Here is a 26,750-nt window from a genome sequence, read left to right as displayed (position 1 = left end):
GCGGGGGCCGTCGCGCCGACGCGCGGACCGCAGGCCGGGAGCGCCTGCCTGAGGGGAGCAACGGGTCATGAGGGTCAGCGTTTTCGGGCTCGGCTACGTGGGCTGCGTTTCGGCCGCGTGCCTGGCCGACATGGGTCACGAGGTCATCGGCGTGGACGTGAACCAGGCGAAGGTCGACCTGGTCAACAAGGGCAAGGCCCCGCTGGTCGAGGAGCGGATCGGCGAGCTCGTCGCCGGGGTCGTGCGCAGCGGCGCGCTGCGCGCCACCTGCGACGTCCGCGAGGCGGTCCTGAACAGCGAGGTGTCGCTGGTCTGCGTGGGCACGCCGTCGGCGCCCAACGGCAGCCTGTGCACCACGTATCTGGAGCGGGTCACCGAGCAGATCGGCGCCGTGCTGGCCGAACGGGCCGAGCTGGCCGGACAGGGCGGGCAGGCCGGACAGAGCGGGCGGCACACCGTCGTCTTCCGCAGCACCATGCTCCCGGGCACCTGCCTGAACCTGCTGGTGCCGATCCTGGAGAAGTACGTCGGCGGCACCGCCGGGGTGGACTTCGGAGTCGCGGTCAACCCGGAGTTCCTACGCGAGGGCACGAGCGTGCGGGACTTCTTCGACCCGCCCAAGACCGTCATCGGCGAGATCGACCCGGCGAGCGGCGACGCGGTGGCGGCCCTGTGCACAGGCCTGCCCGGCGAGGTCTTCCGGGTGCCCGTCCCGACGGCCGAGGCGATCAAGTACGCGGACAACGCGTTCCACGGTCTCAAGATCGGCTTCGCGAACGAGCTGGGCGCGGTGTGCCACGCGCTCGGGGTGGACTCGCACCAGGTCATGGACGTCTTCCTGGCCGACCGCAAGCTGAACATCAGCCCCGCCTACCTGCGGCCCGGCTTCGCCTTCGGCGGCTCCTGCCTGCCCAAGGACCTGCGCAGCCTGGTCCACGCGGCGCGGCAGGCCGACGTCTCGGTGCCCATACTCGCCCACGTGCTGCCCTCCAACTCCGCACATCTGGAACGCGCGGTGGAGCTGGTGGAGCGCACCGGCAAACGCCGGGCGGGCCTGTTCGGGCTGTCCTTCAAACCCGGGACCGACGACCTCCGCGAGAGCCCCCTGGTCGAGCTGGCCGAGAGGCTCTTCGGCAAGGGCTACGACCTGCGGATCTACGACGCCAACGTGAGCCTCTCCCGGTTACTCGGCGCGAACCGCGAGTACATCGAGACCCGGCTGCCCCATCTCGCGCAACTGCTCGCGGACTCCGTCGGCGAGGTGCTCGAGCACGCCGAGGTGTGCCTGGTGGGGACCCGGGACCCGGCCGTGCTCTCGGCGCTCCCCCACGGCGACGGCCCGGTGCTCATCGACCTCATCCGTCTTCCCGACGCCGAAGCGCGCCGGACCGAACAAGGGTACGTGGGCCTTGCCTGGTGACACGTCGTTCGACGAGACAGAAGGCCGTGGCCGGCCGGGGCGGCGCGCGCTGATCCTGGTGGAGAACCTGTCGGTGCCCTTCGACCGGCGGGTGTGGCAGGAGTGCACGACGCTGCGCGACGCGGGCTGGAGGGTGGACGTCATCTGCCCCCGGGGAGGCAGGCGGGACACCGAACCGGAGGCGGAGATCGACGGGGTGCGCATCCACCGCTACCCGCTGCGCGCGGCCACCGGAGGCCCGGCCGGCTACCTGAGGGAGTACGGATCGGCGCTGTGGCATACGGCCCGGCTGGCCCGCCGGGTCGGCCCGGTCGACGTGGTCCACGCCTGCAACCCGCCCGACCTGCTGTTCCTGCCCGCGCTGTGGCTCAAGCGGCGCGGCGCGCGGTTCGTCTTCGACCAGCACGACCTGGTACCGGAGCTGTACCTCTCGCGGTTCGGCCGGGGCGAGGACCTGCTCTACCGCGCCGTGTGCGCGCTGGAGCGGCTGACCTACCGTGCCGCCGACGTCGTGCTCGCCACGAACGAGAGCTACCGCGACGTCGCGGTGCGCCGGGGCGGCCTGCGGCCGGCGGACGTCTTCGTGGTGCGCAGCGCCCCGCAGACCGACCGGTTCCAACCGGTGCAGCCCGAGCCGGAGTTGAAGCGCGGCAAGCCCCATCTGCTGTGCTACCTCGGCGTCATGGGCCCCCAGGACGGCGTCGACTACGCCCTGCGGGCCCTGGCGAAGCTGCGTGACGAGCTGGGGCGGACCGACTGGCACGCGGTGTTCGTCGGCTCCGGCGACGCCTTCGAGGCGATGGTGGCGCTGTCCGGGCGGCTCGGACTCTCCGAGCAGGTGCAGTTCACCGGGCGCGTCCCGGACGCCGATCTGGTGCGCTACCTCTCCACGGCGGACGTGTGCCTCTCCCCCGACCCGCGCAATCCGCTCAACGACGTGTCGACCATGAACAAGGTCCTGGAGTACATGGCCATGGGCCGCCCGATCGTCTCGTTCGACCTCCGGGAGGCGCGCGTCTCCGCCGGTGACGCCGCCCTCTACGCGCCCGCCAACGACGAGGCCGCGTACGCCCGGCTCATCGCGCTCCTGCTGGACGATCCGGACGAGCGGGCCCGCAGGGGCGCGATCGGCCAGGAGCGGATCAGCGGGCAGCTCGCCTGGCGGAACTCCCAGCGCGCGCTGCTCGCCGCCTACGCCGCCGCCGGCCGGGGCCGCGCTCCGGTGTCGCCGGGCGGCCAGGACCGGACGGGGAAGAGGCAGCACCGTTGAGCGATGATCCGATACGCCTGGTCACGATCGGGCGCATCCTCCGCCGTCGGCGGCGGCTTCTCGCCGTCCTCGCCGTGCTGGGCGCCCTCGTCGGCTACGGCGCCTCACTGCTGTTTCCGCCGCGCTACACCGCGTCGGCATCGGTACTGCTGCCGGGGCAGTGGGAGGAGCGCGAGCTGGTGACCCAGGCGGAGATCGCGACCAGTTCGGTGGTGGTCGACCGGGCTGCCGCCACGCTCCGCTGGTCCGGCGTCGACGGCGCCGAACTGCGCGAGCAGGTGAGCGCCGCAGCCGCCGACGGGAACATCCTCAAGATCTCGGGTACGGCCCGGACCCCGGAGCGCGCACAGCAGTTGGCCGACCAGGTGGCCCGGCAGTTCGTCGACTTCGCCGCCCGGGTCGCGGGCGGCGAAGCCGACCCCGACACGGCGGCCGGCCCCGAGACGCTGCGGCAGAAGGTGCTGCAGACCGACCGCCGCATCACCGACCTGGCCGCCGCGGCCGATCCGGGGCGGACCGTGGAGAGTGTGCAGGTCCGCACCGAGCTGGAGAAGCTGCGCACCGCGCTGCGGGACGCCATGAAGAAGCTGGACCAGGCCGACCCGGCGGCCGGCAAGGCGGGCATGGTCGTCATGGGACCGGCGGCCCGGCCGGACGGCGAGGCGCCGCCGACGCGGACGCAGCTGGTCGCCGCCGGGGCGCTGCTCTTCCTCCTGTGCGCGGTCATCGCGCATCTCGCCGCCGCACGCGTGAACCGCAGGCCGCGTACCGAGGCGGAGATCGCCGAGGCACTGGGCGCGGAGCCGCTGGGCAGCGTCGAGGTGCAGGGCGGGCGCAGCGCGGACGGGCCGCAGGACCCGGGCGCGCGGGCGCGGATGCGCCGCCTGCTGGGCGTCGACACCCGGTGGGACCTGCCGGCCCCGCGGGCGTCCGGCGGCGAGGACGGCGTGCGGACCCGCTACCGGCGGGTGTGCGCGCGCCTGCGGGACCAGCTGCCGGCCGCACGGCGGGTGCTGGTCGTCGTACCGGACGGCGACGGGAGTGCCCGCCGGGCCGCCGGTCGGCTCGCCGCGGAGGCCGGGAGCGATCCAGGCGCCTCGGGCGAGAGCTGCCCGCAGCTGCGGGTGGTGGAGGTTTCGGTGATCCGGCCGATGGTGCCGGACCGCGACACCGAGTCGGGCGCCCTGGTGGTGCTGAGCCCGGGCAGCTGCACCGTGGAGGAGCTGGCCGCGATCGCCGAGGCGTGCGCGGACGGCGGGCACGAGGTCGTCGGCGTCGTCGTCGCCGACCCGGTCCGCTCCCGTCCCGGGCGGGCGGCCGGCCGTACAACGGACGACGCACCCCTGGCCGCTCTCGCGGTGGGCGGCGACGCGAGAGGAGGCTCCGCGTGACGACGCGCGAGACGCCGGAGCCGTCGGAGCAGCCGGCCTCCGTACCCCTGCTGGACCTGCGCGCGCTGGTGGTGTCGGTGCGCAGGCGCCGCCGCCTGTGGTGCTCCGCGGCGCTGCTGGGGCTGCTGGCCGGCGTGGCGGTGGCGGTCCTGCTGCCGCCGCCGCCGACCGCGATGACCAAGGTGCTGGTCGCACATCAGGAGGACCAGCCCAACGACACCGGCACGCTCATCCGCACCGACGTCGAACTGCTGGGGACCACGCGGATCGCCCGCGAGGCCCTGCGGGCACTGAAGTCGCCCGAGGACCCCGAGAACTTCCTGCACGACTACCGGGGTTCGGGACTGACCAACAACCTGCTGCGCATCGAGGTGAGCGGCGAGAGCGAGGCGCAAGCGGTGGCCCGGGCCGGGGCACTGGCCGAGGCGTTCGTCGCCGACCATGTGCGGCGGATGCGGGAGAGGGCCAAGGCCGAGTCCGAGGCCCTGCTCGACCAGCGTGACCGCATGCGGGACGAGCTGGCGGAGGTCAACGAGGCGATCGGGGGCGGGTCGCCGGGGAGCGACCCGGAAGCCTCGGCGAGCACCGAGTCGCTCTTCGCGCGCCGGGCCGAACTCAACTCGCGGATCGCCGACTTCGACCAGCGCGCCGCGGAGGCGCGCACCGGCACTCCCCGGGTCGTCGCGGGCACGAAGATCGTGGACGCCCCGCGCGCGGTGCCGCACTCCCTGCCCGGGGCCGCAGCCGCCAAGGCCGTGATCGGGCTCGCCCTCGGCCTCTTCCTCGGGCTCGCGCTGGCCGCGGTCGCCACGGTGGTGGCGGACCGCCCCGTGCTGCGCAGAGACATCGCGGCGAACCTGGGCGCCTCGGTCATCGCCGAGCTGCGCCGCGCGCCGCGCCGGTCCACCGGAAGGTGGCGTCCGCGGCGGAGCCGGGCGGCGCGGGAGCGGCTCACCGCGACCCTGGCCCGCACCGTACGGGGCTCCGCGGAACCGGTGTCGCTGCTGGAACTGGGCTGTGCGCGCGGCACGGCCGTGATCGCCCTGGACCTCGCCAGGGCACTGACGACGGAGGGGGAGCCAGTGGTCGTCGTCGACGGACTGCCCGGCCCGCAGCTCGCGAACAGCCGCCAGAGGCCTGGCGATCCGGCCGTGGTCGGGGGCGAGGAGGCGGCGTCCGTGCCGCACCGAACGCGCCGGCTCGGCGTCGGCTCGGTGGCGCCCGGCACGGCGTGGACCGACCTGGGCCACCTCGGCGGCCAGACGGTGCTGGTCGTACGTGCCGGGCACGGCAGCGCGGCGTGGCTGCACACCGTGGCGCGGCAGCTCGCGGACCAGCGCATCCCGGTGATCGGCGTGGTGCTCCTCGACCCCGATCCGCGTGACCGGACCGACGGCACGCTGTGGGACGGGCTGCACACCGCGCTGCGCGGCCGCCACGAGGGACCGGCCCGGCGGAACGGGACGGGACGCCCGCGCGCCGGGCAGCCGTCGATGCGGGCCGCACGGGTCCCGTACAGCGACCAGGAGGTGCGGTAGAGCATGTGTGGCATCGCGGGCACCTACCGATGGCCGGACGGGAAGGCCGTCACCGACCGGCTCACCGACGTTCTGGCCCACCGCGGCCCGGACGGGGCCGGCCGGTACACCCACCCCGCCGGTGACGGCGAAGTGCACCTGGGGCACCGGCGGCTGGCCGTCATCGACCTGTCCGCAACCGGCGCGCAGCCGATGGTCTCGGACGGCCTCGCCCTGACCTACAACGGCGAGCTGTACAACGCGCCCGAACTGCGGGCCGAACTGGCCGGCGCCGGGGTGCGCTTCCGCGGCACCTCCGACACCGAGGTCCTGCTGGAGGCCTGGCGGCGCTGGGGCACCGACTGCCTGCCCCGGCTGCGCGGCATGTTCGCGTTCGCGGTCTTCGACGAGCGGACCGGCGAGCTGGTCCTGGTCCGCGACCAGCTCGGCGTCAAGCCTTTGTTCCTGCTGCGGCGCGGCACGGGGCTGATGTTCGCCTCCGAGCTGAAGGCGCTGGCCGCGGTCAGCGGCGGGTCGCTGGAGGTGGACCAGGCGGCGCTGGTGGCCTCGCTGCTCTACTACTGGGTGCCGGACTCGCGCTGCGCGTTCCGTGAGGCGGAGAAGCTGCCGCCGGGGACCTGGCTGCGGTGCCGGCCCGACGGCCGGACCGAGCGCGGCCGGTTCTGGAACCTCCGGGACGTCGCGGCCGAGGGGCGGGAGCGGGCCCTGAGCGGCGAACAGCCGGACCTGGCCGCCGTCGTGGAGGAGTCGAACAGGCGGCACCTGCTCTCCGACGTACCGGTGGCGACCTTCCTCTCCGGCGGGCTGGACTCCAGCTACCTGACCGCGCTGGCGGCCCGCGAACGGCCCGGGATCTCCGCCTACACCATCGGGTTCCGCGCCGAGGACGCCAAGTTCGAGGCGATGCCGGACGACCTGCGCCATGCCCGGCGGGTGGCCGAACAGTTCGGCGTGGACCTGCGGGAGATCGAGATCGCTCCCGACGTGCTCGAGCTGCTGCCGCGGATGACCTACCACCTGGACGAGCCGATCGGCGACCCGGCCGCGATCAACACCTTCCTGATCTGCTCGGCCGCACGGGAGGCCGGGGTCAAGGTGATGCTCTCGGGGATGGGCGCCGACGAGCTGTTCGCCGGGTACCGCAAACACCTGGCCAACCTGCTCGCGCTGCGCTACCAGCGCGTCCCGCGGCCCCTGCGGCGCGGCCTGTCCGCGGGTGTGGACCGGCTGCCGGTGGCCACCTCCCGCCGGGGCTACCGGTCGGTGCGCTTCGCCAAGCGGTTCCTCTCCTTCGCCGAACTGCCGGAGGAGACCGCGTTCCGGCGCAGCTACACCATGTACGACCAGGACGAGCTGCTCGCCCTGATCCATCCGGACCTGGCCGGGACGGTCTCGGACGTGCTGACCGAGCACGCGGACATCTACCTGGACAACGGCCTGGACGACTTCGTCAACCGCATGTGCCTGGGCGACGCCCGGATGTTCCTGCCGGGTCTCAACCTCGCCTACACCGACCGCTCCAGCATGGCCGCCTCGACCGAGGTGCGGGTGCCGTACGTGGACGTGGAGGTGGTCAGGGCGGCGTTCGCCATCCCCGGCGACCGCAAGATCGCCGGGCGGCAGGGCAAGGCCGTCCTGAAGGAGGCGGCGTCCTCGATCCTGCCCCGGGAGATCGTCTACCGGCCCAAGGGCCTCTTCAGCGCCCCGCTGCGGGCCTGGATGAGCCGGGATCTGGCACCGCTGGTGCGCGAGGTGGTGCATGACGGCGTGCTCGTCAGCTCCGGCATCCTGCGCCGCGACGCGCTGGAGCGGCTGGTCGCCGAGGACGCCGCCGGGCAGCGGGACTTCTCCAAGCACCTGTGGCACGTACTGACCCTGGAGTACTGGTATCGCGGCGCGACCTCTGGCTCCGGCCAGAGCCGAGCGGCTTGACGGCGTAGAGAGAGGGAGGAGCCCGGGTGAAGCAGGTTGTGCAGAACTACCGGAGTGGCGAGCTGGCACTGCTGGAGGTGCCGGTGCCGGGGTGCAAGCCGGGCGGTGTGCTGGTCCGCAGCGCCTACTCGCTGATCTCCACCGGGACCGAGCTGATGAAGGTGTCCGAGGCCGGCCTGTCGATGGTGGGCAAGGCCCGCTCGCGGCCGGACCAGGTGGCCAAGGTCATGCAGAGCGTGGCCGCCAACGGGCTGCCCGCCACCTATCGCAAGGTGGTCGGCCAGCTGGACTCCTACACACCGCTGGGCTACTCGCTGAGCGGGGTGGTCGAGCAGGTCGGCGCCGGGATCGACGACGTGGCGGTGGGTGACCTCGTGGCCTGCGCGGGCAACGAGCACGCGCTGCACGCCGAGCTGAACTGGGTGCCCAAGCACCTCTACACACCGATGCCGCAGGGCCTGCCGTCACGGCACGCGGCCTTCGGCACCGTCGGATCGATCGCGATGCAGGGCGTCCGCCGCGGCGAGCCAGGGCTCGGCGACGTGGCGCTGGTGATCGGCCTCGGGCTGATCGGGCAGCTGGTGGCGCAGCTGCTGACCGCCTCGGGAGTCCGCGTCGTGGGGGCCGACCCCGACCCGGCGCGCTGCGCGCTGGCCGAGCGCCTGGGCGCCGCGGCCTGCGGCGATCCCGCCTCCGCGGCCGTGGCCGCCGCCGTCGCCCGGCTCACCGGCGGGCACGGGGTCGACCAGGTGTATCTGGCGGCGGGCGGCGGCAGCAACCAGCCCGTCGAGCTGGCCGCCCGGCTGAGCCGGGACCGCGGCCGAGTCGTCGACATCGGCAAGTGCCGCCTGGACCTGCCGTGGAACGCGTACTACGAGAAGGAACTCGACGTACGGTTCTCCCGCTCCTACGGTCCCGGGCGCTACGACCCCGAGTACGAACTCCAGGGCCGGGACTACCCGATCGGCTACGTGCGCTGGACCGAGCGCCGCAACCTGGCGTGCTTCCTCGACCTGCTGGCCCTCGGCCGGGTCGACGTGGAGCCGCTGGTCTCCCACGTCGCCGACTTCGCGGACGCCGTGCAGACCTACCAGCGCCTCAAGGACGGCGAACTCAAGGCCGTCGCCGTGCTGTTCCGCTACCCCGAGGCCGCGCAGCAGGCGGCAGAGGCGCAGACCCCGGCGGCCCCGGCGCCTCAACCGGTTTCCCCGCCCGCAGTGCGGCGCCGCAGCGCGGCGTCCGCCCCGTCCCGGCCCGCAGGGGCGCCGGTGCGGCTGGCGTTCGCCGGTGCGGGGAACTACGCGACGTCGATGCTGCTGCCGCACCTGGCGCAGCGCGACGACGTCGAGCTGTCCACGGTCATCACCACGACGGCGCTCTCCGCGGCCAACGCGAAGCGGAAGTTCGGCTTCGCCGAGGCGACCACCGATCTGGAGGCCATGCTCGGCGACCCGTCGGTGGACGCGGTGTTCGTGGTCACCCGGCACAGCTCGCACGCCGAGCTGACCCGGCGGGCGCTGCTGGCCGGCAAGGCGGTGTTCGTGGAGAAGCCGCTGGCGCTCACCGAGGACGAGCTGGCCGGCGTGCTCGCGACGGTCGAGGAGTCCGGCAACGACCGCTTGCAGGTGGGCTTCAACCGACGCTTCGCACCGCTGCTGCGGGAGGCCAGGCGGCGGTTCGGCACCCCGAGGGGCCCCGCGAGCCTCCGCTACCTCGTCAACGCGGGCCGCCTCCAGCACGGCAGCTGGTACCTCCAGCAGGACACCCAGGGCTCGAGGTTCGCCGGCGAGGGCGGGCACTTCGTCGACACGGCGAGCTGGCTGCTCGCGGCCGACCCGGTCTCCGTGCACGCCTTCGCCACGCCGGGCACCGAGGACCTGCACGTGGTGCTGGGCTACCCGGGCGGGTCCACCGCCTCCCTCAGCTACGTCACCACCGGCCCGCCCGGCTTCCCCAAGGAGACGCTCGACCTCCTCGCGGACGGCCGTGCGCTGCGGCTGGACGACTTCGTCCGGGCCTCCGTCTACGCGGACGGCGGGCTCGGCCGCAAGCGGTGGGTCAGTTCGCGGCTGCCCAAGGCACGGGACAAGGGCCAGCGCGCCCAGCTGGACGCGTTCCTGGCGGCCGTGCGCAGCGGCGGGCCCATGCCGGTGCCGCTGGAGTCGCTGGCCGCCACCACGGCGGCCACCCTCGCCGTACGGGCCAGCCTGGCCGGCGGCGCGCCGGTGGCGTTGGCGGGGGCGCGATGACCGCGAGCGCCACGCCGGGCTGGTACCTGCGGCGGCTCTCCCGGATGGGGCCGCGGGAGGTCGGCGGCCGGGTGGCGGACACGGTGCGCAGGCGGCGGTGGCGGTCGTCGCCGCCGGACTGCCCGAGCGTGACCGGCGCCCGTTTCACCGCGTTCCTGCCCGCCGGGACGATCGCCGCGCTGCCCCCGGACGCCGTGAAACGCCTCCTCGCCGAGGCAGACCGGCTGATGGACGGGCACGCCGAGTACTTCGGGGTGGCCCGCGACGACCTGGCCGATCCGGACTGGTGGTACGACCCGAAGACCGGGCGCCGCGCCCCCTCGGGCTACGCCTTCGACGTGCCCTACCGGGACGAGGAGGCGGTCGGAGACATCAAGCAGATCTGGGAGCTGTCCCGGCACCAGCACCTGACCGTCCTCGCCGCCGCCTACGCGGTCACCGGGGAGGACCGGTACGCGGGGCGCGTCGGCGAGCACCTGCGGTCGTGGTGGGCGGCCAACCCGCCGCTGCGCGGGGTGCACTGGACCAGCGGCATCGAGCTGGGCATCCGGCTGCTGTCGTGGGTGTGGGTACGCCGGCTGCTGGAGGGCTGGCCGGGCGCGGCCGGGCTGTTCGAGGACAACCCGGTGGCGCTCCAGCAGATCTGGTACCACCAGCGCTGGCTGGCCGCCTTCCCCAGCCGGGGGTCCTCGGCGAACAACCACGTCATCGCCGAGGCGGCCGGGCAGTTCGCGGCGGCCTGCGCGTTCGCCTGGTTCCCCGCCTCGGCGCACTGGCGCACCGGCGCGCTGCGGTCGCTGGAGCGGCACCTGCGCGGCAACACCTTCGGCTGCGGCCTCAACCGGGAGCTGGCCACCGAGTACCACGGACTCGTGCTGGAACTGGGCCTGGCCGCGGTGGCCGAGGCGGACCGCGCCGGTGTGCCGGTCCCCGCGCCGGTCCGTTCGGTGCTGCTGCGCATGACCGACGCGCTCGCGGCCGTCGTGGACGGCACACTGCGGCCCCCGCGCCAGGGGGACGCGGACGACGGGCACGGCCTGATCGTGGACGGCGCGGGCACCGACCGCTGGGGCTCGCTGCTGGCCACCGGGGACGCCGTGTTCGGCTCGCTGCCCTGGTGGCCGGCGGTGGCCGGCACCGATGTGCGCACCCGGCTGCTGGCCGCGCTCATCCGGCCCGCCGCACCGGCCCAGGTGCGCCCGGCCGTCCGGCCGGTCCACTTCGCGGAGGCGGGCATGACCCTGCTGCGCGGCCCGGAGGGGATCTGGTGCCGGTGCGACGGCGGCCCGCACGGGTTCCTGTCCATCGCCGCGCACGCCCACGCGGACGCGCTGTCCGTGGAGGTGCGGCACGACGGGGTCGACGTGCTCGCCGACCCGGGGACGTTCTGCTACCACGGGCAGCCCGAGTGGCGGCGGTACTTCCGCTCGACCCTCGGCCACAACACCCTCCAGCTGGACGGTGCCGACCAGTCCGTCTCCGGCGGCCCGTTCCTGTGGACCCGGCACGCCCGCAGCCGCGTGCTGGCCGCCACGAGTGCCGAGGCGCCGGAGGGAGGGACGGTCCGCTGGTGCGCCGAACACGACGGCTACCGGCGCCGCGTGCACCGCCGCCGCGTGGAACTGACGGCCGCGAGCCGGGAGCTGCGCGTGGTGGACGAGGTACGCGGCCCGGGCCGGTCTCCCGCACGCCTGGCCTTCCACCTCGGTCCGGCGGTCACCGCGCAGCTGGCGGGCGACCGGGCCGTGCTCACCTGGACCCGCCACGGCCAGGACCGCGGGGCCGTCCTGGAACTGCCGGGGCAGCTGAGCTGGCGGGCGCACCGCGGCGAGAGCGGCCCTTCCCCAAGCTCTTCGAGCAGGGGATACCCCATCCTGGGCTGGTACTCCGCGGGCTTCGGGCGCAAGGAACCCGCCACCACCCTGATCGGCACCGGCTTCGCCGACGGCACCCGGGAGTTCACCACCGTCCTCAGGTTCCGCGGCCAGGGGGACGCGTGCTGACCGGGAGGCGGTACGGGGCGCTGCCGGCGGCACCGCTGGCGCTGGCCCTGCTGGCGGCGGCCGGGTGCACGGGCACGCCGGACGCCCCTGCGGAGCCGTCCGGCAAGCCCTCCACCTCCCCCGCGCCCGCCACGCCCGTGGCCCGGGTGTGCGCCCAGCCCGCGGCCGGGCCCGCGAAGGCCCCGGCGGGCGCGGTGACGGTCGACCCCACGGTGGTGGACGACCTGGCCGCGAAGACCAGGAGCAGCCCCCCGAACACCACGTTCTGGCTTCGGCCGGGCAAGCACCGCCTGGAGCCGGACCGCTACGCCCAGGTCATGGCCAAGAAGGGGAACCGCTACCTCGGCGCGCCGGGCGCGGTGCTCGACGGCCGCAAGGTCAACCAGTACGCGTTCAGCGGCACCGCCCCCGACGTCACCATCCGCCACCTGACCGTGCAGCGTTTCGTCGCGCCGAACAACGAGGGCGTGGTCAACCACGACATGGCCGACGGATGGCTGATCGAGCACGCGAAGATCCAGTACAACTCCGGCGCCGGACTGATGGCCGGTGCGCGCCAGCGGGTCCGCGCCAGCTGCCTGCGCGGCAACGGGCAGTACGGCATGAACGCGTACAAGACCGGGGACACCATCCGCGGCCTGGTGGTCGAGGGCAACGAGGTCGTGGGCAACAACACCGACGACTGGGAGCGGCGGAAGCCGGGCTGCGGCTGCACCGGCGGCATCAAGTTCTGGGCCGTCGACGGCGCCGACGTACGCGGCAACTGGGTGCACGACAACCGCGGCGCCGGGCTGTGGGCGGACAACAACAACAACGACTTCCGCATCGAGGGCAACGTACTGGAGGAGAACGACGGCGCCGCGCTGATGTACGAGACCAGCTACAACGCGGTCATCCGGAACAACACGATCCGGCGGAACAACTGGGTCGAGGGCCGCAAGTACGCCGAGCGCGGCGACGACTTCCCGTACGCGGCCGTCTACGTGTCCGAGGCGGGCGGTGAACCCCGGATCAAGGCCCGCACGGACAAGATCGACATCTACCGGAACGTGTTCGAGGACAACTGGTCGGGGATCACCTTGTGGGAGAACGCCGACCGGTTCTGCAACAGCCCGGCCAACACCTCGACCGGCTACTGCACGTTGCTGGTGAAGGACACCGACCGCTGCGCGCACCCGGCGATCGCCACCGCTCCGCTGTACGCCGACTGCCGGTGGAAGACCCAGCGGGTGGACATCCACGGCAACCGCTTCGTGCTGGACACCTCCGTCGTCAAGTGCGAGACGGCCTGCGCCCGCATGGCCGTGCTGGCCAACTACGGCACCTACCCCGACTGGTCGCCGTACAAGGGCAAGCGGGTGGCCGAGGCGATCACCCGCAAGCAGGACAACCGGTGGCACGACAACACCTACCGCGGACCGTGGAACTTCGTCGCCGCCGACCCGGGCCGCAGGCTGGACGCCGGGCAGTGGCAGGGCACGCCGTACCGGCAGGACGCGGGCAGCACCTTCGACCCGCGGGCCGGTGGCTGAGGTGGGCGGCGAGGTGGCGCGCGGGGCGGGGGGCGAAGTGGCGAGCGGGGTGCCGCCGGGCGAGCGGGTCCCCAAAGCCGTCGGGATCGTCTGGGCGCTGCTGGCGCTCAACACGCTCGGCTCCGCCGGGGCCAAGACCGTCGTCCCGCTGCCCCGCTCCCTGATCCAGATGGCCACCATGGGCGCGCTGGTCGCCGCGTTCACGCTGGCGCTCGCGCTCAATCTCCGGCTGCGCGTCCGGCCGGGCGCCTTCGTCTTCCTGCTCACCCTGCTGCTGCTGCCGAGCGTGATCTCCAGCGCGAACCTGGAGGTCGGCTACGGCGCGCTCTTCCGCTGCGCCCGGCTGGCCCTCTTCGTCGGCACGCTGTGGCTCCTCAGCCGCTGGTGGGACGGGAGCCTGACGTTCGTCCGGTACCACGTGCGGATGTACTTCGCGGTGCTCGTCTCGGTGGCCGTCGGCCTGGCCGTCTCACCGGGGACGGCCCTGCCGGAGTACTACGGCGGGCGGCTGGTCGGCGCCCTGTGGCCGCTCACCCCGCCGCAGATCGGGCAGTACGCGGCGGTGATCATCGGGCTCACCGTGCTGCTCGTGCTGGGCCGCCGGACCGACCGGGTGAGCGCGGCGGTGGTCATCGTGCCCTCGCTCGCCCTGCTCGCGCTGACCCATACCCGCACCGCCACGCTGGGCCTGCTCGTCGGGCTGACGCTGGCGATCTGCTCGCTCCTGGCCACCAGCGCCGCCGCCCGCCGGTTCTTCGCCTGGACGGTGCTGTGCGCCACGGTGGCCGCGGTGGCGTTCAGCGGCGCGCTGCGGGCGTGGTTCCTGCGCGGGCAGAGCCAGGAGAACTTCTCCAACCTCACCGGCCGGGCCAAGGTGTGGGACGCCCTGCTGGCGGCGCCCCGTACACCCGCGGAGAAGTCGTTCGGCACCGGCCTGGGCGACAAGTCGTACGGCGGGCTGCCGATCGACAACAGCTGGCTGGCGGTCTACCACGAGCAGGGGCTGCTCGGCGTCACCCTCGTAGCGACGCTCCTCGCCGTACTGGGCGGCGTCGCGCTGCTGCGCCCGCCGTCGCTGCCGAGGGCCTGTGCGCTCTTCCTGATCAGCTACTGCGCGATCTCCTCGTACACCGAGGCCGGGCTGGGCGACGCCTCACCGTATCTGCTGCATCTGGCCCTGGCCGCCGCGCTGCTGGCGGCACCGGCCGAGCCCCCCGCCGCCGCGGCGCTCGCGCTCCCGCGTCGGCGCATCCCCCGACGGATCAGGAGGTGAACTCGACCATGCATGTCCTCGTGGTGCACAACCGCTACTCCTCGGCGCAGCCGAGCGGGGAGAACAGAGTCGTCGACGAGGAGGTGGGGCTGCTGCGCGCGGCCGGCCACCGCGTCGAGGTGTTCGAGCGGCGCAGCGACGACATCGCCGCCCGGTCCCTGGCGGGCAAGGCCGCGCTGCCCTTCCTCGTGCCGTGGAACCCGGCGGTCCGCGCGGAACTCACCGCCCGGCTCCGCGCCGGGCGGCCGGACATCGTGCACCTCCACAACGTCTTCCCGCTCCTGTCGCCCGCGGTGCTGGCCGCGTGCGCCGACGCCGGGGTGCCCGCCGTCGCCACGCTGCACAACTACACCCAGGTCTGCCCGCCCGGCACGCTCCAGCGGGACGGCCGGCCGTGCACCGAGTGCGTCGGCACGGCGACGGCGCTGCCCGCCGTCCGGCACGGCTGCTACCGCGGCTCCCGGCTGGCGACGGTGCCGCTCGCGGTCAGCCTGTCGGTCAACCGGCGGCGGTGGTGGACCGGCGTGGAGCGGTTCTTCTGCATCTCGGCGGCGCAGCGCGACGTCCTGGTGCGCTCGGGCATGCCGCCCGAGCGGCTGGCGGTCAAGCACAACTTCGTGCCCGAACCGGGCGCCTGCCGCGCGGACACCGGCGAGCACCTGCTCTTCCTCGGCCGGCTCGCGGAGGCCAAGGGCGTGGCGCTGCTGATGGCCGCGTGGGACCGGATCGCGGCGGAGGGCGGCGTGGGCGTGCCGCTCGTACTCGCCGGCGGGGGGCCGCTGGAGCGGCAGGTGGCCGCGTGGGCGGCGGGCCGGGACGACGTACGGTACGCCGGCCTGTGGGACCCGGCGCAGTGCCGGGAGGCCGTCGCGCGGTCGGTCGCCGTGGTGGCTCCCTCGGTGGCCCAGGAGACCTTCGGCCTGGTGGTCGCGGAGGCGATGGCGGCGGGGGTCCCGTCCGTCGCCGCCGGACACGGCGCCTTCGTCGAACTGGTCGAGGACGGGGTGACGGGGCTGCTGCACCGGCCGGGCGACCCCGCCTCGCTGGCATCCCGCATCCGCCGGATCACGGCGGAGAAGGCCCTCAACCGGGAGCTGGGCCGGGCGGCCCGGCAGCGCTACGAGCAGGCCTTCAGCCCGGCGGTCGGGCTGGAGCGCCTGGTGGAGGGGTACCGCGCGGCGATCGCGGGCTCCACCGGCGGCGGGAACGGCCCGCCGCCGGCAGGGGACACAAGCACTCACCCGCGCCGGGACACCCGCGCGGGCAGGGATGGGGGAAGTAGATGACACGATGCCGGCTCTGCGGCTCGTCGGCGACGGCGAGCGTCGTCGACCTGGGCGCGACTCCGCCGTGCGAGAGCTTTCTCGCCGCGGACCAACTGGACCTGCCGGAACCGGCCTACCCGCTGCACCTGCGGGTCTGCACCGACTGCTGGCTCGCGCAGATCCCGCCGCTGATCACCCCGGAGGAGACGTTCACGCAGTACGCGTACTTCTCCTCCTACTCCGCCTCCTGGGTGGAGCACGCGCGCACCTTCGTCACCGACGCCGTGCGGCGGCTGGAGCTGGGCCCCGACGCCTTCGTGGTCGAGGTCGCGAGCAACGACGGCTACCTGCTGCGGCACCTGGTGGACCGCGGCATCCGCTGCCTGGGCATCGAGCCGTCGGTGAACGTGGGCGCCGCGGCGCGGGCGGCGGGTGTCCCCACGCTCACGGCGTTCCTGGACCCGGACACCGGCTCGGGCGTCCGCGGTGAGCACGGCCCGGCGCACCTGGTCGTGGCCAACAACGTGTACGCGCACATCCCCGACGTGGTCGGGTTCACCCAGGGGCTGCGCGCCCTGGTCGCCGACGACGGCTGGGTCTCCATCGAGGTGCAGCACCTGCTGACCCTGATCGAGGAGAACCAGTACGACACGATCTACCACGAGCACTTCCAGTACTACACGGTCGCCTCGGCGGCCCGCGCGCTGGCCGCCGGCGGACTCACGCTCGTGGACGTCGAACTGCTGCCCACGCACGGCGGCTCCATCCGGCTGTGGGCCCGGCCGGCCGAGGCGGCCGGGGAGCCGACGCGGGAGGTGGCCGACGTGCTGGACCGGGAGAAGGCCGCCGGACTGCAGGAGCTGTCCGGGTACGGCGAGTTCTCGGCCCGGGTGGCCAAGGTCCGCCGGGACCTCCTGCGCTTCCTGATCGAGGCGGCCGAGCGCGGTGAGACGGTCGTGGGCTACGGCGCCCCGGGCAAGGGCAACACCCTGCTCAACCACTGCGGTATCCGGCCCGACCTGCTCCCGTACACAGTCGACCGCAACCCCTACAAACACGGCAGGTTCACCCCGGGCACCCGCATCCCGATCCTGCCGCCCGAGCGGATCAGCGCCGACCGGCCGGACTACGTGCTCGTCCTGCCGTGGAACCTGCGGGCCGAGCTGACCGAGCAGCTGTCCTTCCTCCACGAATGGGGCGGCCGGCTGGTCTTCCCCATCCCGGAACTGAGCATTGTCGAGGTCAAGCCATGAAGGTCGTACTGTTCTGCGGCGGTTACGGGCTGCGTATGCGCGACGGAGCCGCCGACGGCATGCCCAAGCCGATGGCGATGGTCGGGCCGCGTCCGCTGATCTGGCACGTCATGCGCTACTACGCGTACTTCGGGCACCGGGAGTTCATCCTGTGCCTGGGCTACGGCGCCCACCACATCAAGGACTTCTTCCTCAACTACGAGGAGACGACCTCCAACGACTTCGTACTGCGCAACGGGCAGACCGAGCTGCTGTCCACCGACATCGCCTCCTGGACGATCACGTTCGCGCAGACCGGCATCGAGTCGCCGATCGGGGAGCGGCTGCGCCGGGTGCGGCACCACCTGGACGGCGACGAGATGTTCCTCGCCAACTACGCCGACGTGCTCACCGACGCCCCGCTGCCGGAGGTGATCGACCGGTTCGCGAGGCGCGACGCCGGCGCGTCGATGATGGTGGTGCCCCCGCAGTCCTCGTTCCACTGCGTGGAACTGCGCGAAGACGGCCTGGTCGGAGGCATCACCGCGGTGAGCGAGCTGCCGCTGTGGGAGAACGGCGGCTACTTCGTGCTCCGCCAGGAGATCTTCGACCACATCCCGGAGAACGGGGACCTGGTCGCCGACGGCTGCGCCCAGCTGGCCAAGGGCGGGCGCCTGTTGGCACACCAGCACCGCGGCTTCTGGAAGCCGACCGACACCGTCAAGGAGCGGGCCGCGCTCGACGCCGCCTACACGCGCGGCGACCGCCCGTGGGCGGTGTGGGAGCGGGACGGCGCGGGAGCGGGCGCGGACGCGGACGGCGGCAGGAGCGGCGCCGGAGTGGGCGCGTGATCCGCCTCGGGGCCGGAGCCCGGCCCCTGGACCGGCTCGCCGTGCTGGGCGCGCACTGCGACGACCTGGCCATCGGCGCCGGCGGCGCGCTGCTGACGATGTGCCGCGCTCGGCCGGGCGTCCGCGTCGACGCGCTGGTGCTCTCCGGCGGCGGCGGTGAGCGGGAGCAGGAGGAGCGGGCCGCGCTCGACGCCTTCTGCCCGGGCGCCGACCTGCGGCTGACCGTGCTCAAGCTGCCGGACGGGCGGCTGCCCGCGCACTGGGACGAGGCCAAGGCCGCCGTCGAGGAGCTGCGCCTGCGCACCGAGCCGGACCTCGTGCTGGCCCCGCGTACCGAGGACGCGCACCAGGACCACCGCTGCCTGGCGAAGCTGGTGTCCACCGCGTTCCGCGACCACCTCGTGCTCGGCTACGAGATCGTCAAGTGGGACGGCGACCTGGGGCGCATGGCCGCGTACCAGCCGCTGTCGCCGGAGATCGCCGAGGAGAAGGTGCGGCTGCTGCGGGAGCACTACCCCTCGCAGCGGCACCGGCCCTGGTACGACCGGGAGGCCTTCCTCGGGCTGGCCCGTATCCGCGGTATCGAATGCCACGCGCGCTACGCCGAGGCGTTCGCCGTCACCAAACTCACACTCAATCTGGGGGGATGAACCTTGCGCGTACTGCTGACCGGACACCAGGGCTACCTGGGCACCGTGATGGCACCCGTCCTGGCCGCGGCCGGGCACGAGGTCACCGGACTGGACTCGGGCCTCTTCGCCGACTGCGTGCTGGGCCCGCCGCCTACCGAAGTGCCGGGGCGCCGGGTGGACCTGCGCGACGTCACGGCCGAGGACGTGGCCGGGGTGGACGCCGTGATCCACCTGGCCGCGCTCTCCAACGACCCGCTGGGGGCGCTGGCGCCGGACCTGACCTACGCCATCAACCATCACGCGTCCGTGCGGCTGGCCCGGCTGGCCCGCGACGCGGGGGTGCGGCGCTTCCTGTACGCGTCGACCTGCTCGGTCTACGGCGCCGCCGGCGACGCGGCGGACCTGGTGACCGAGGACGCGCCGCTGCGCCCCGTGACGCCGTACGCGGAGTCCAAGGTGCGGGTGGAGGACGACCTGCACGCGCTCTCCGACGGCGACTTCAGCCCGGTGTACCTGCGCAACGCCACCGCCTTCGGCTTCTCGCCCCGGCTGCGCGCCGACATCGTGCTGAACAACCTGGTGGGCCACGCGCTCCTGTCCGGCGAGGTACGGGTGCTCTCCGACGGCACCCCCTGGCGCCCGCTGGTGCACGCCGCCGACCTGGCACGGGCCTTCGCGGCGGCACTGACCGCGCCGCGCGAAGCGGTGCACGACCGGGCGTTCAACATCGGCAGCGAGGTCAACAACGTCACGGTCGCCGAGATCGCCGGGCAGGTCGCCGAGGCGGTGCCCGGCTCGCGGGTGGTGATCACCGGTGAGACCGGCGCCGATCCGCGGTCCTACCGGGTGGACTTCTCCCGCTTCCGCGCCGCGGTGCCCGGCTTCGACTGCGAGTGGACGGTACGGCAGGGCGCGGACGAACTCGCCGACGCCTACCGGAAACACGGGCTGCACGAGGAGGACTTCGAACGGCGCTTCACCCGGCTCGCCGTACTGCGCGCTGCGTCCGACTCCGGAGCCGTCGACAACACCCTGCGGTGGCGCCGGTGACCCCGGCGGGCGAGGGGATGTACGACCTGGTGGAGCGGCTGTACCCGCTGTGCCGGAGCATCACCGGCGACGGGGTGCGCGCCACCTTGGAGATCATCGACGAGTACGTCCCGCTGCAGGTGCACGAGGTGCCGACCGGCACGCGGGTGCTCGACTGGACGGTGCCCCAGGAGTGGAACATCAAGGGCGCCTCCATCACCGGCCCTGCCGGCGACCGGGTCGTCGACTTCGCCGCGTCCAGCCTGCACGTGCTCGGCTACAGCGTGCCGGTGTCGGCGACCATGCCGCTCTCCGAGCTGCGCGCGCACCTGCACACCCTGCCGGAGCACCCGTCCTGGGTGCCCTACCGCACCAGCTACTACACGCCGGAGTGGGGGTTCTGCCTGTCCCAGGAGACCCTGGACGCGCTGCCCGACGGCGACTACGAGGTGCGCGTCGACTCCACCCTGGCCGACGGGCACCTCACCTACGCCGAGCACGTGGTCCCCGGGCAGGTCACCGACGAGGTGATCGTCTCCTGCCACGTCTGCCACCCGTCGCTGGCCAACGACAACCTGACCGGCATCGCGGTGGCGACGTTCCTGGCCCGGGCACTGGCGGAGGAGACCCCCTGGTACACCTACCGGTTCCTCTTCGCGCCCGGCACCATCGGGGCCATCACCTGGCTGGCGCGCAACTCGGAGCGGGTGGCCCAGGTGCGGCACGGGCTGGTGCTGGCCTGCGCCGGCGACCCGGGCGCGCTGACGTACAAGCAGAGCAGGCGCGGTGACGCGGAGATCGACCGGGTACTGCGGCACGTGCTGGCCGCCTCCGAACGCCCGCACCGCGTCACCGAGTTCACCCCGTACGGCTACGACGAGCGACAGTTCTGCTCGCCCGGGTTCGACCTCGGCGTGGGCTCCCTCAGCCGGACCCCGTACGCCGGCTACCCCGAGTACCACACCTCGGCGGACAACCTGGACTTCGTCTCCCCCGAGGCGATGGCGGACACTCTCGCCGTCTGCCGCGAGGCGTTCTCCGTACTGGACCGCAACCGCCGCTACGTCAACCTCAGCCCCTACGGCGAGCCGCAGCTGGGCCGACGCGGACTGTACGACTCGCTCGGCGGCCGCAGCGACGCGAAACAGGCCCAGCTGGCCATGCTCTGGGTGCTCAGCCTCTCCGACGGCGAGCACAGCGTGCTGGACGTCGCCGAGCGGTCCGGGCTGCCGTTCGGCACCGTCGCCGCCGCGGCCGACGCCCTGCACGGCGCCGGGCTGATCGGGACCTGACGCCGTGACCACCAAAAGCGAGCGGACGACGGCCCCGGCGAGGCGGGGCGGCCACGCCCGGCGGGGCGGCCGACTGGCCGTCGTCGGCCGGCTGTCCTGGGGGCTGGCCGACCAGGCGGCCTCCAGCGTGTCCAACTTCGCGGTGGGCGTGTACGTGGCACGTTCCCTGGGACTGGCCGCGTTCGGCGTGTTCAGCCTTGCCTGGGTGACCTACGGCGTGGTGCTCGGCGTCTCCCGCGGACTGGCCACCGACCCGCTCGTCGTGCGCTTCAGCGCCGTACCGGAGGCGTCCTGGCGCGCTGCGGCGGCCCGGTCCGCCGGTACCGCGCTCATGGTCGGTGCCGCGATCGGCGCGGCGTGCCTGGCGGGCGGGCTGACTCTGGGCGGCAGCGTGGGGGCCGCGTTCGCCGGCCTGGGTGTCGTGCTGCCGGGACTGCTCCTCCAGGACGCCTGGCGGTACTCCTTCTTCGCCGCCGGCGCCGGCCGCAAGGCCTTCGTCAACGACGTGGTGTGGGGCCTCGCGCTCATCCCGGCCATGGTGGTGGCGGCCCGCGTGGGCGGTGTGGCCGCGTTCGTGCTCGCCTGGGGCGGGGCCGCCGCGGTGGCCGCGGGCTACGGCTGCCTGCAGTCCGGCATCCGGCCCCGGCCCGGCAAGGCGCGCGCGTGGGTGCGCGAACAGCGCGACCTCGGCTACCGCTACCTGGTCGAGAACACCTGCCTCAGCGGCGCGAGCCAGCTGCGGGCCTACGGGCTCGGGGCGATCGTCGGCGTCGGCGCGGTGGGCGTGGTCCGGGGCGCCGAACTCCTGCTCGGCCCGTTCCTCGCCGTGCTGATGGGGCTGACGCTGGTCACCGTCGCCGAGGCGGCGCGGATGCTCCGGGAGGCACCGCACCGGCTGGGCGCGTTCTGCCTCCTGCTGGGCGGCGGGCAGGCCGCCGCCGCGCTGCTCTGGGGCGGCGCACTGCTGCTGGTGCCGGACCGGCTCGGCGAGCTGGTGCTCGGCAGCGTCTGGCACCCCGCCTCGGAGCTGATCGTGCCCGCCACGCTCAGCGTCGCGGGCGCCGGCCTCGGCAGCGGCGCGGCGGCCGGACTGCGCGCGCTCGGCGCGGCCCGGCGCAGCCTGCGCTCCCAGCTGTTCGCCTCCGCCTGCTACGTCGGCGGCGGCCTCGGCGGGGCGGCCGTCGCCGGCACCATCGGCTCGGCCTGGGGCGTCGCCGCCGCGTCCGTCACCGGCTCGGCCGTGTGGTGGCTGCACCTGCGCTCCGCGCTGCGCGAGCACCGCCGTGAAGCCCCCTCCGGCACCCCCCTGAACCCCAACCGCGAAGAGAGAGCCCAATGACCACCCTTCCCCGGCTCAGTGTCGGCCTGCCCGTGTACAACGGCGAGGAGTACCTCGCCGAGGCGCTCGAGGCCCTGCTCGGCCAGACCTTTGAGGACTTCGAGCTGGTCATCTCCGACAACGCCTCGACCGACGGGACCCCGGACATCTGCCGCCGGTACGCCGCGCGGGACTCGCGCGTCAGGTACCTCCGGCTGCCCCGCAACATCGGTGCCGCGCCGAACCACAACCACGTGTTCGCCCAGTGCCGCGGCGAGCTGTTCAAGTGGGCCTCGCACGACGACCTGTACGCCCGGGACCTGCTGCGGCGCTGCGTGGCGGCGCTGGACGAGCGGCCGGAGGTGATCCTCGCGCACAGCGGCCAGGCGGTCATCGACGGCGACGGCCAGGTGAAGGTCCCCTACGAGTACGGGCTCGCCACCGACTCGCCGCACGCGCCGGAGCGCTTCCGCAGCATGCTCTTCGAGCCCGGCGGCGACGACTTCTACGGGGTGATGCGGGCCGACGTGCTGCGCCGGGTCAAACCGCACGACAGCTACCACCACGCGGACCGCACCTTCGTCGCCGAGATCGGCCTGCGCGGCCCCTTCCACCAGGTGCCGGAACTGCTGTACTTCCGCCGCGACCACCCCACCCGCGCCGAGCGGGCGAACCCCGGCAAGCGCTCCCGGTGCGTCAACCTGGACCCGCGCCGTGCGGGGCCGCTGCACCCCACGCCCCGGCTGCTGGCCGAGTACGTCTGGGGCTTCGTCGCGGCGATCCGGCGCGCACCGCTGTCTCCGGCCGACCGGCGTGCGTGCTACCGCCACCTGACCGCGTGGCTGGCCAGCCGCGTACGGCCCGGTGCCGGCGAGCGGGTCGAGGACCGCGCCCCGGTCGACCCGGGCCGGCTCACCGTCTCCCTCGACGCCCTGGTCGCCGGGCGCGAGGGGCGGCGGGCATGACGGCAGCGCGCGAGGCCCCACTGCGCGTCGGGGTGTTCGGCCTCTTCGGCGCCGGCAACCTCGGCAACGACGGGTCGCTCGAGGCAGTGCTCGGCTACCTCCGTGACGAGCACCCCGAGGCGGTCGTGGACGCGCTGTGCGGCGGCCCCGGGGTCGTCGCGGCCCGCCACCGGATTCCCGCGACGCGGCTGCACTGGTACCGGGGGGAGTACCGGACCGCGGCCCGTCCGGCCGCGGTCGCGGGCAAGGCGGCGGGCAAGCTCGTCGACGCCTTCCGCACCGCCGCCTGGGTGCGCCGGCACGACGTGGTGATCGTGCCGGGCACGGGCGTCCTGGAGGCCACACTGCCGCTGCGGCCGTGGGGCTTCCCGTACTCGCTCTTCCTGCTCTGCGCGGCCGGGCGGCTGTTCCGCACCCGGGTCGCGCTGGTCAGCGTGGGCGCCGCGGCGATCGGCCGAAGGCCGACCCGGACTCTGGTCCGCTGGTCGGCGCGGCTGGCCGCGTACCGCTCGTACCGGGACGAGCACTCCCGCGACGCGATGCGGGCGATGGGCGTGGACACCGCGCGCGACCAGGTCTACGAGGACCTGGTCTTCGCCCTGCCGGCGCCGGACGCGGACGCGGACGCGGCGCAGGGTACGCGGGGCCGGGTCTGCGTAGGAGTGATGGCCTTCCACGGCAGCGACGACGACCGCGCCCGGGCCGAGGAGATCCACCGGCGCTATCTCCAGGGGACGACCGCCTTCGTGCGTGCGCTGGCCGAGAGCGGCAGACCCGTCCGGCTCCTGACCGGCGACGAACTCGACCGGCCGGTGGTCGACGCGATCCTCGACTCCGTGGACTCGCCGCTGGTCACCGCTGCCGATGCGGCCTCGCTGGCCGACCTGATGCAGGAGGCGGCGGCGGCCGACGCCGTGGTGGCGACCCGGTACCACAACCTGATCTGCGCGCTGATGTCCGGCACGCCGACGCTCGCGCTCAGTTACTCCGCCAAGAGTGACGCGCTCATGGCCCGGATGGGCCTGGGCGCCTACTGCCACCCGGCCCGCGAGGCCGACGCCGACCGGCTGCTCGAGCAGTTCCGGGCACTGGAGCGGGCTTCGCCGGAGCTGCGCCGGACGCTCTCCGAGCGGAACCTGAGCGCCGCCGGGCGCCTCCAGCGGCAGTTCGCCGCCTTGACCGCGGCCCTGTTGCCCCCGTCCGGCCCGGCCCGTACACACGGCCGCACACAGGCCGCCACGCACGCCCAAAACACGCACACGCACACCATGCGGGAGGCCCCATGAAGGCGATCGAAGTCCCGGCGATCGACGGCGCGTACCTGTTCGAGCCGACACCGCACACCGACGAACGCGGCTTCTTCTGCCGCACCTTCGACGCCGGCCTTATCCGCTCGGTAGGCCTCGACCCGGCCGCGTTCGTCCAGGACAGCGTGTCCCGCTCGGCCCGCGGCGTGCTGCGCGGCCTGCACCTGCGCTCCGGCTCCGGCGAGGCGAAGCTGGTGCGGTGCTCGTACGGGAAGGTCTTCGACGTCGTCGTGGATCTGCGGACGGACTCGCCGACGTACCGCGCCCGCGCCTTCTTCGAGCTGTCCGGCGAGACGCAGGCGACCCTGTACGTCCCGGCGGGATGTGCGCACGGCTTCCAGGCGCTGACCGGGACCGCCGACGTCTCGTACCGGATCGACCGCCCGCACGATCCGGCCGAGGACGTGACGATCGCCTTCGACGACCCGCAACTCGCCATTCCCTGGCCACTGCCGGTCGCGTCGATGTCCCCGCGGGACCGGGCGGCGCGAAGCCTCGCCGAGGTCCTGAAGCACCGGGAGGGGTGAGGCGCCGTGGACACCGAGGGCATGCCGGTCACGGACGGCACAGCAGGCACAGAAACCACAGCAGGCACAGCAGGCACCGGGGACACCGGGGACACCGGGGAGCTCCGCCTGACCCGCTCACGGCTGGCGAACGAGCGGCTGCACGCCATGGTCCCCGGGGGCGCCCACACCTACGCCAAGGGTGACGACCAGTACCCGGCCGGCCTGGCCCCCGTCATCAGCCACGGACGCGGTGCCCACGTATGGGACCTCGACGGCAACCGCTACGTCGAGTACGGCTCCGGCCTGCGGTCGGTCAGCCTCGGCCACGCCCATCCGCGCGTGATCGAGGCGGTGCGGCGGGAACTCGGCCGCGGCAGCAACTTCGTCCGCCCCTCCGTCGTGGAGGTCGAGGCCGCCGAACGCTTCCTGGCCACCGTACCGACCGCGGAGATGGTGAAGTTCGCGAAGAACGGCTCCGACGCCACCAGCGCGGCCGTGCGCCTCGCCCGCGCCGTCACCGGGCGCCCGCGGGTGGCCATCTGCGGCGACCATCCGTTCTACTCCGTGGACGACTGGTTCATCGGCACGACGCCGCTGTCCGCCGGTGTTCCGGCGGCGACCGCCGAACTCACCGTGGCGTTCCCCTACGGCGACCTGGCCGCCACCGAGGCGCTGCTCACCCGGTACCGGGGCGAGATCGCCTGCCTGATCCTCGAACCCGCCGACCACACGGCTACCTCCCCAGGCTCCCCCCTTCCGCAAGGCGGGACCGACCCCACCGCCGCGTACCTCGCCGGGCTGCGCGAACTGGCCGACCGGCACGACTGCGTGCTGATCTTCGACGAGATGATCACCGGTCTCCGCTGGTCCGAGGCGGGAGCGCAGGGCCTGTACGGCGTGGTCCCCGACCTCTCCACGTTCGGCAAGGCGCTGGGCAACGGGTTCGCCGTCTCCGCGCTGGCCGGGCGCCGCGACCTGATGGAGCGGGGCGGGCTGCGCCACTCCGGCGACCGGGTGTTCCTGCTGTCCACCACCCACGGTGCGGAAACCCACTCGCTGGCCGCCGCGATGGCCGTGCTCACCACCTACGCCGAGGAGGGCGTCACCGCACGGCTGCACGCGCTCGGCGAGCGGTTGGCCGCCGGTGTCCGCGACGCCGCGGCCAGCATGGGCGTCGGCGACCACCTCGTCGTGCGGGGCCGGGCCAGCAACCTGGTCTTCGCCACCCTCGACGAGAACGGGCAGCCGTCGCAGCGGTACCGCACGCTCTTCCTGCGCGGGCTGCTGGCGGGCGGGGTGCTGGCTCCGTCGTTCGTGGTGAGCAGCGCCCTGGACGACGCCGACATCGACCACACCGCTGAGGTGGTGGCCCAGGTGTGTGCCGTGTACCGGAAGGCGCTGGACGCCGCCGACCCCGGCCCCTGGATGGCCGGACGGCCGGTGAAGCCCGTCTTCCGGCGCCTGGCGTGAGGTGAGGTGAGGTGAGGTGGCACCGGGTCAGTGGCGCCGACGCCTGCGGGCAGCGGCCGTCCGGTCCACCAGCCACGCCGTCAACGGCGCCACCGCCAGCGCGGGCTCCCCCAGGAAGTCCGTGGCCAGCGCGACCTGCCGCCACGGCTCCCACACCCCTCCACTGACAAAGCCCACCGGCCGGACCCGCCAGCCGCCCGCCCGCTCCTCTTCGTCGAGCGCGACGCGCGCACGCGCCACGCTCGACGCCCGTCCGGCACGGAGCGGGCGGG

General features: G+C 73.9%; 21 protein-coding genes. 20 read left to right on the top strand and 1 reads right to left on the bottom strand.

Annotated features, from left to right (window positions below; all coding sequences use genetic code 11):
• Positions 1-67: 67 nt before the first annotated feature.
• From H299_RS0111905 to H299_RS0111810, 20 genes are read left to right on the top strand one after another with little or no spacing between them, the layout of a single operon-like run.
• A complete protein-coding gene (locus tag H299_RS0111905) occupies positions 68-1,420 on the top strand; it encodes a nucleotide sugar dehydrogenase (RefSeq protein WP_027748585.1) in 1,353 nt (450 codons plus the stop codon).
• Positions 1,410-2,690: a glycosyltransferase family 4 protein gene (locus H299_RS0111900; RefSeq protein WP_027748584.1), complete on the top strand. Its 1,281-nt coding sequence runs from the start codon at positions 1,410-1,412 to the stop codon at positions 2,688-2,690. The genes H299_RS0111905 and H299_RS0111900 overlap by 11 nt, the downstream gene beginning before the upstream one ends.
• The gene (locus H299_RS0111895) at positions 2,687-4,081 is read left to right on the top strand and encodes a Wzz/FepE/Etk N-terminal domain-containing protein (RefSeq protein ID WP_027748583.1); all 1,395 of its coding nucleotides are present in this window, start codon (positions 2,687-2,689) and stop codon (positions 4,079-4,081) included. Before H299_RS0111900 ends, H299_RS0111895 begins: the two co-directional genes overlap by 4 nt.
• Positions 4,078-5,619 (top strand): Wzz/FepE/Etk N-terminal domain-containing protein, encoded by a 1,542-nt coding sequence (locus tag H299_RS0111890; protein ID WP_027748582.1) that lies wholly within the window; start codon positions 4,078-4,080, stop codon positions 5,617-5,619. Before H299_RS0111895 ends, H299_RS0111890 begins: the two co-directional genes overlap by 4 nt.
• 3 nt (positions 5,620-5,622) lie before the next feature.
• The gene (asnB, locus tag H299_RS0111885) at positions 5,623-7,551 is read left to right on the top strand and encodes an asparagine synthase (glutamine-hydrolyzing) (RefSeq protein WP_027748581.1); all 1,929 of its coding nucleotides are present in this window, start codon (positions 5,623-5,625) and stop codon (positions 7,549-7,551) included.
• A 26-nt stretch (positions 7,552-7,577) separates the two neighbouring features.
• Positions 7,578-9,800: a bi-domain-containing oxidoreductase gene (locus H299_RS0111880; RefSeq protein WP_027748580.1), complete on the top strand. Its 2,223-nt coding sequence runs from the start codon at positions 7,578-7,580 to the stop codon at positions 9,798-9,800.
• Positions 9,797-11,803 carry an alginate lyase family protein gene (locus tag H299_RS0111875; protein ID WP_027748579.1) on the top strand — a complete coding sequence of 669 codons (2,007 nt, stop codon included), beginning with the start codon at positions 9,797-9,799 and terminating at the stop codon, positions 11,801-11,803. The genes H299_RS0111880 and H299_RS0111875 overlap by 4 nt, the downstream gene beginning before the upstream one ends.
• Entirely contained in the window at positions 11,800-13,335 is a 1,536-nt protein-coding gene (locus tag H299_RS0111870) for a right-handed parallel beta-helix repeat-containing protein (protein ID WP_037758807.1), read from the top strand. The genes H299_RS0111875 and H299_RS0111870 overlap by 4 nt, the downstream gene beginning before the upstream one ends.
• A 1-nt stretch (position 13,336) precedes the next feature.
• Positions 13,337-14,608 (top strand): membrane protein, encoded by a 1,272-nt coding sequence (locus H299_RS0111865; protein WP_027748577.1) that lies wholly within the window; start codon positions 13,337-13,339, stop codon positions 14,606-14,608.
• Positions 14,609-14,616: 8 nt separating this feature from the next.
• Complete coding sequence (locus tag H299_RS0111860) at positions 14,617-15,894, top strand: glycosyltransferase (protein ID WP_037758805.1); 1,278 nt, start codon at positions 14,617-14,619, stop codon at positions 15,892-15,894.
• Entirely contained in the window at positions 15,891-17,126 is a 1,236-nt protein-coding gene (locus H299_RS0111855) for a class I SAM-dependent methyltransferase (protein WP_027748575.1), read from the top strand. The genes H299_RS0111860 and H299_RS0111855 overlap by 4 nt, the downstream gene beginning before the upstream one ends.
• Positions 17,123-17,956: a glucose-1-phosphate cytidylyltransferase gene (locus tag H299_RS0111850; protein ID WP_027748574.1), complete on the top strand. Its 834-nt coding sequence runs from the start codon at positions 17,123-17,125 to the stop codon at positions 17,954-17,956. Before H299_RS0111855 ends, H299_RS0111850 begins: the two co-directional genes overlap by 4 nt.
• Positions 17,953-18,606 carry a PIG-L family deacetylase gene (locus H299_RS0111845; RefSeq protein WP_027748573.1) on the top strand — a complete coding sequence of 218 codons (654 nt, stop codon included), beginning with the start codon at positions 17,953-17,955 and terminating at the stop codon, positions 18,604-18,606. The genes H299_RS0111850 and H299_RS0111845 overlap by 4 nt, the downstream gene beginning before the upstream one ends.
• Before the next feature lie 3 nt (positions 18,607-18,609).
• A complete protein-coding gene (locus H299_RS0111840; RefSeq protein WP_027748572.1) occupies positions 18,610-19,638 on the top strand; it encodes an SDR family oxidoreductase in 1,029 nt (342 codons plus the stop codon).
• A complete protein-coding gene (locus H299_RS0111835; RefSeq protein WP_027748571.1) occupies positions 19,626-20,909 on the top strand; it encodes a DUF4910 domain-containing protein in 1,284 nt (427 codons plus the stop codon). The genes H299_RS0111840 and H299_RS0111835 overlap by 13 nt, the downstream gene beginning before the upstream one ends.
• A 4-nt stretch (positions 20,910-20,913) precedes the next feature.
• On the top strand, positions 20,914-22,248 hold the full coding sequence (locus tag H299_RS33690) for a hypothetical protein (RefSeq protein WP_051262370.1): 1,335 nt from the start codon (positions 20,914-20,916) through the stop codon (positions 22,246-22,248).
• Positions 22,245-23,192: a glycosyltransferase family A protein gene (locus H299_RS0111825; protein ID WP_027748570.1), complete on the top strand. Its 948-nt coding sequence runs from the start codon at positions 22,245-22,247 to the stop codon at positions 23,190-23,192. The genes H299_RS33690 and H299_RS0111825 overlap by 4 nt, the downstream gene beginning before the upstream one ends.
• Complete coding sequence (locus H299_RS33685) at positions 23,189-24,478, top strand: polysaccharide pyruvyl transferase family protein (RefSeq protein WP_051262369.1); 1,290 nt, start codon at positions 23,189-23,191, stop codon at positions 24,476-24,478. Before H299_RS0111825 ends, H299_RS33685 begins: the two co-directional genes overlap by 4 nt.
• Positions 24,475-25,026 carry a dTDP-4-dehydrorhamnose 3,5-epimerase family protein gene (locus H299_RS0111815; RefSeq protein ID WP_027748569.1) on the top strand — a complete coding sequence of 184 codons (552 nt, stop codon included), beginning with the start codon at positions 24,475-24,477 and terminating at the stop codon, positions 25,024-25,026. The genes H299_RS33685 and H299_RS0111815 overlap by 4 nt, the downstream gene beginning before the upstream one ends.
• Positions 25,027-25,032: 6 nt before the next feature.
• Positions 25,033-26,478, top strand: a complete 1,446-nt coding sequence (locus tag H299_RS0111810) for a glutamate-1-semialdehyde 2,1-aminomutase (RefSeq protein ID WP_486587245.1) — start codon at positions 25,033-25,035, stop codon at positions 26,476-26,478.
• Between the two features lie 27 nt (positions 26,479-26,505).
• Here the strand turns inward: H299_RS0111810 and H299_RS0111805 are convergent, their stop codons facing one another.
• Positions 26,506-26,718 carry a hypothetical protein gene (locus H299_RS0111805; protein ID WP_027748567.1) on the bottom strand — a complete coding sequence of 71 codons (213 nt, stop codon included), beginning with the start codon at positions 26,716-26,718 and terminating at the stop codon, positions 26,506-26,508.
• Between the last annotated feature and the right edge of the window lie 32 nt (positions 26,719-26,750).

The sequence above is a fragment of the Streptomyces sp. CNH287 genome (assembly GCF_000424825.1).
The sequence above is the reverse complement of the archived record's forward strand: the minus strand, read 5'-3'. Positions and strand labels throughout refer to the sequence as shown.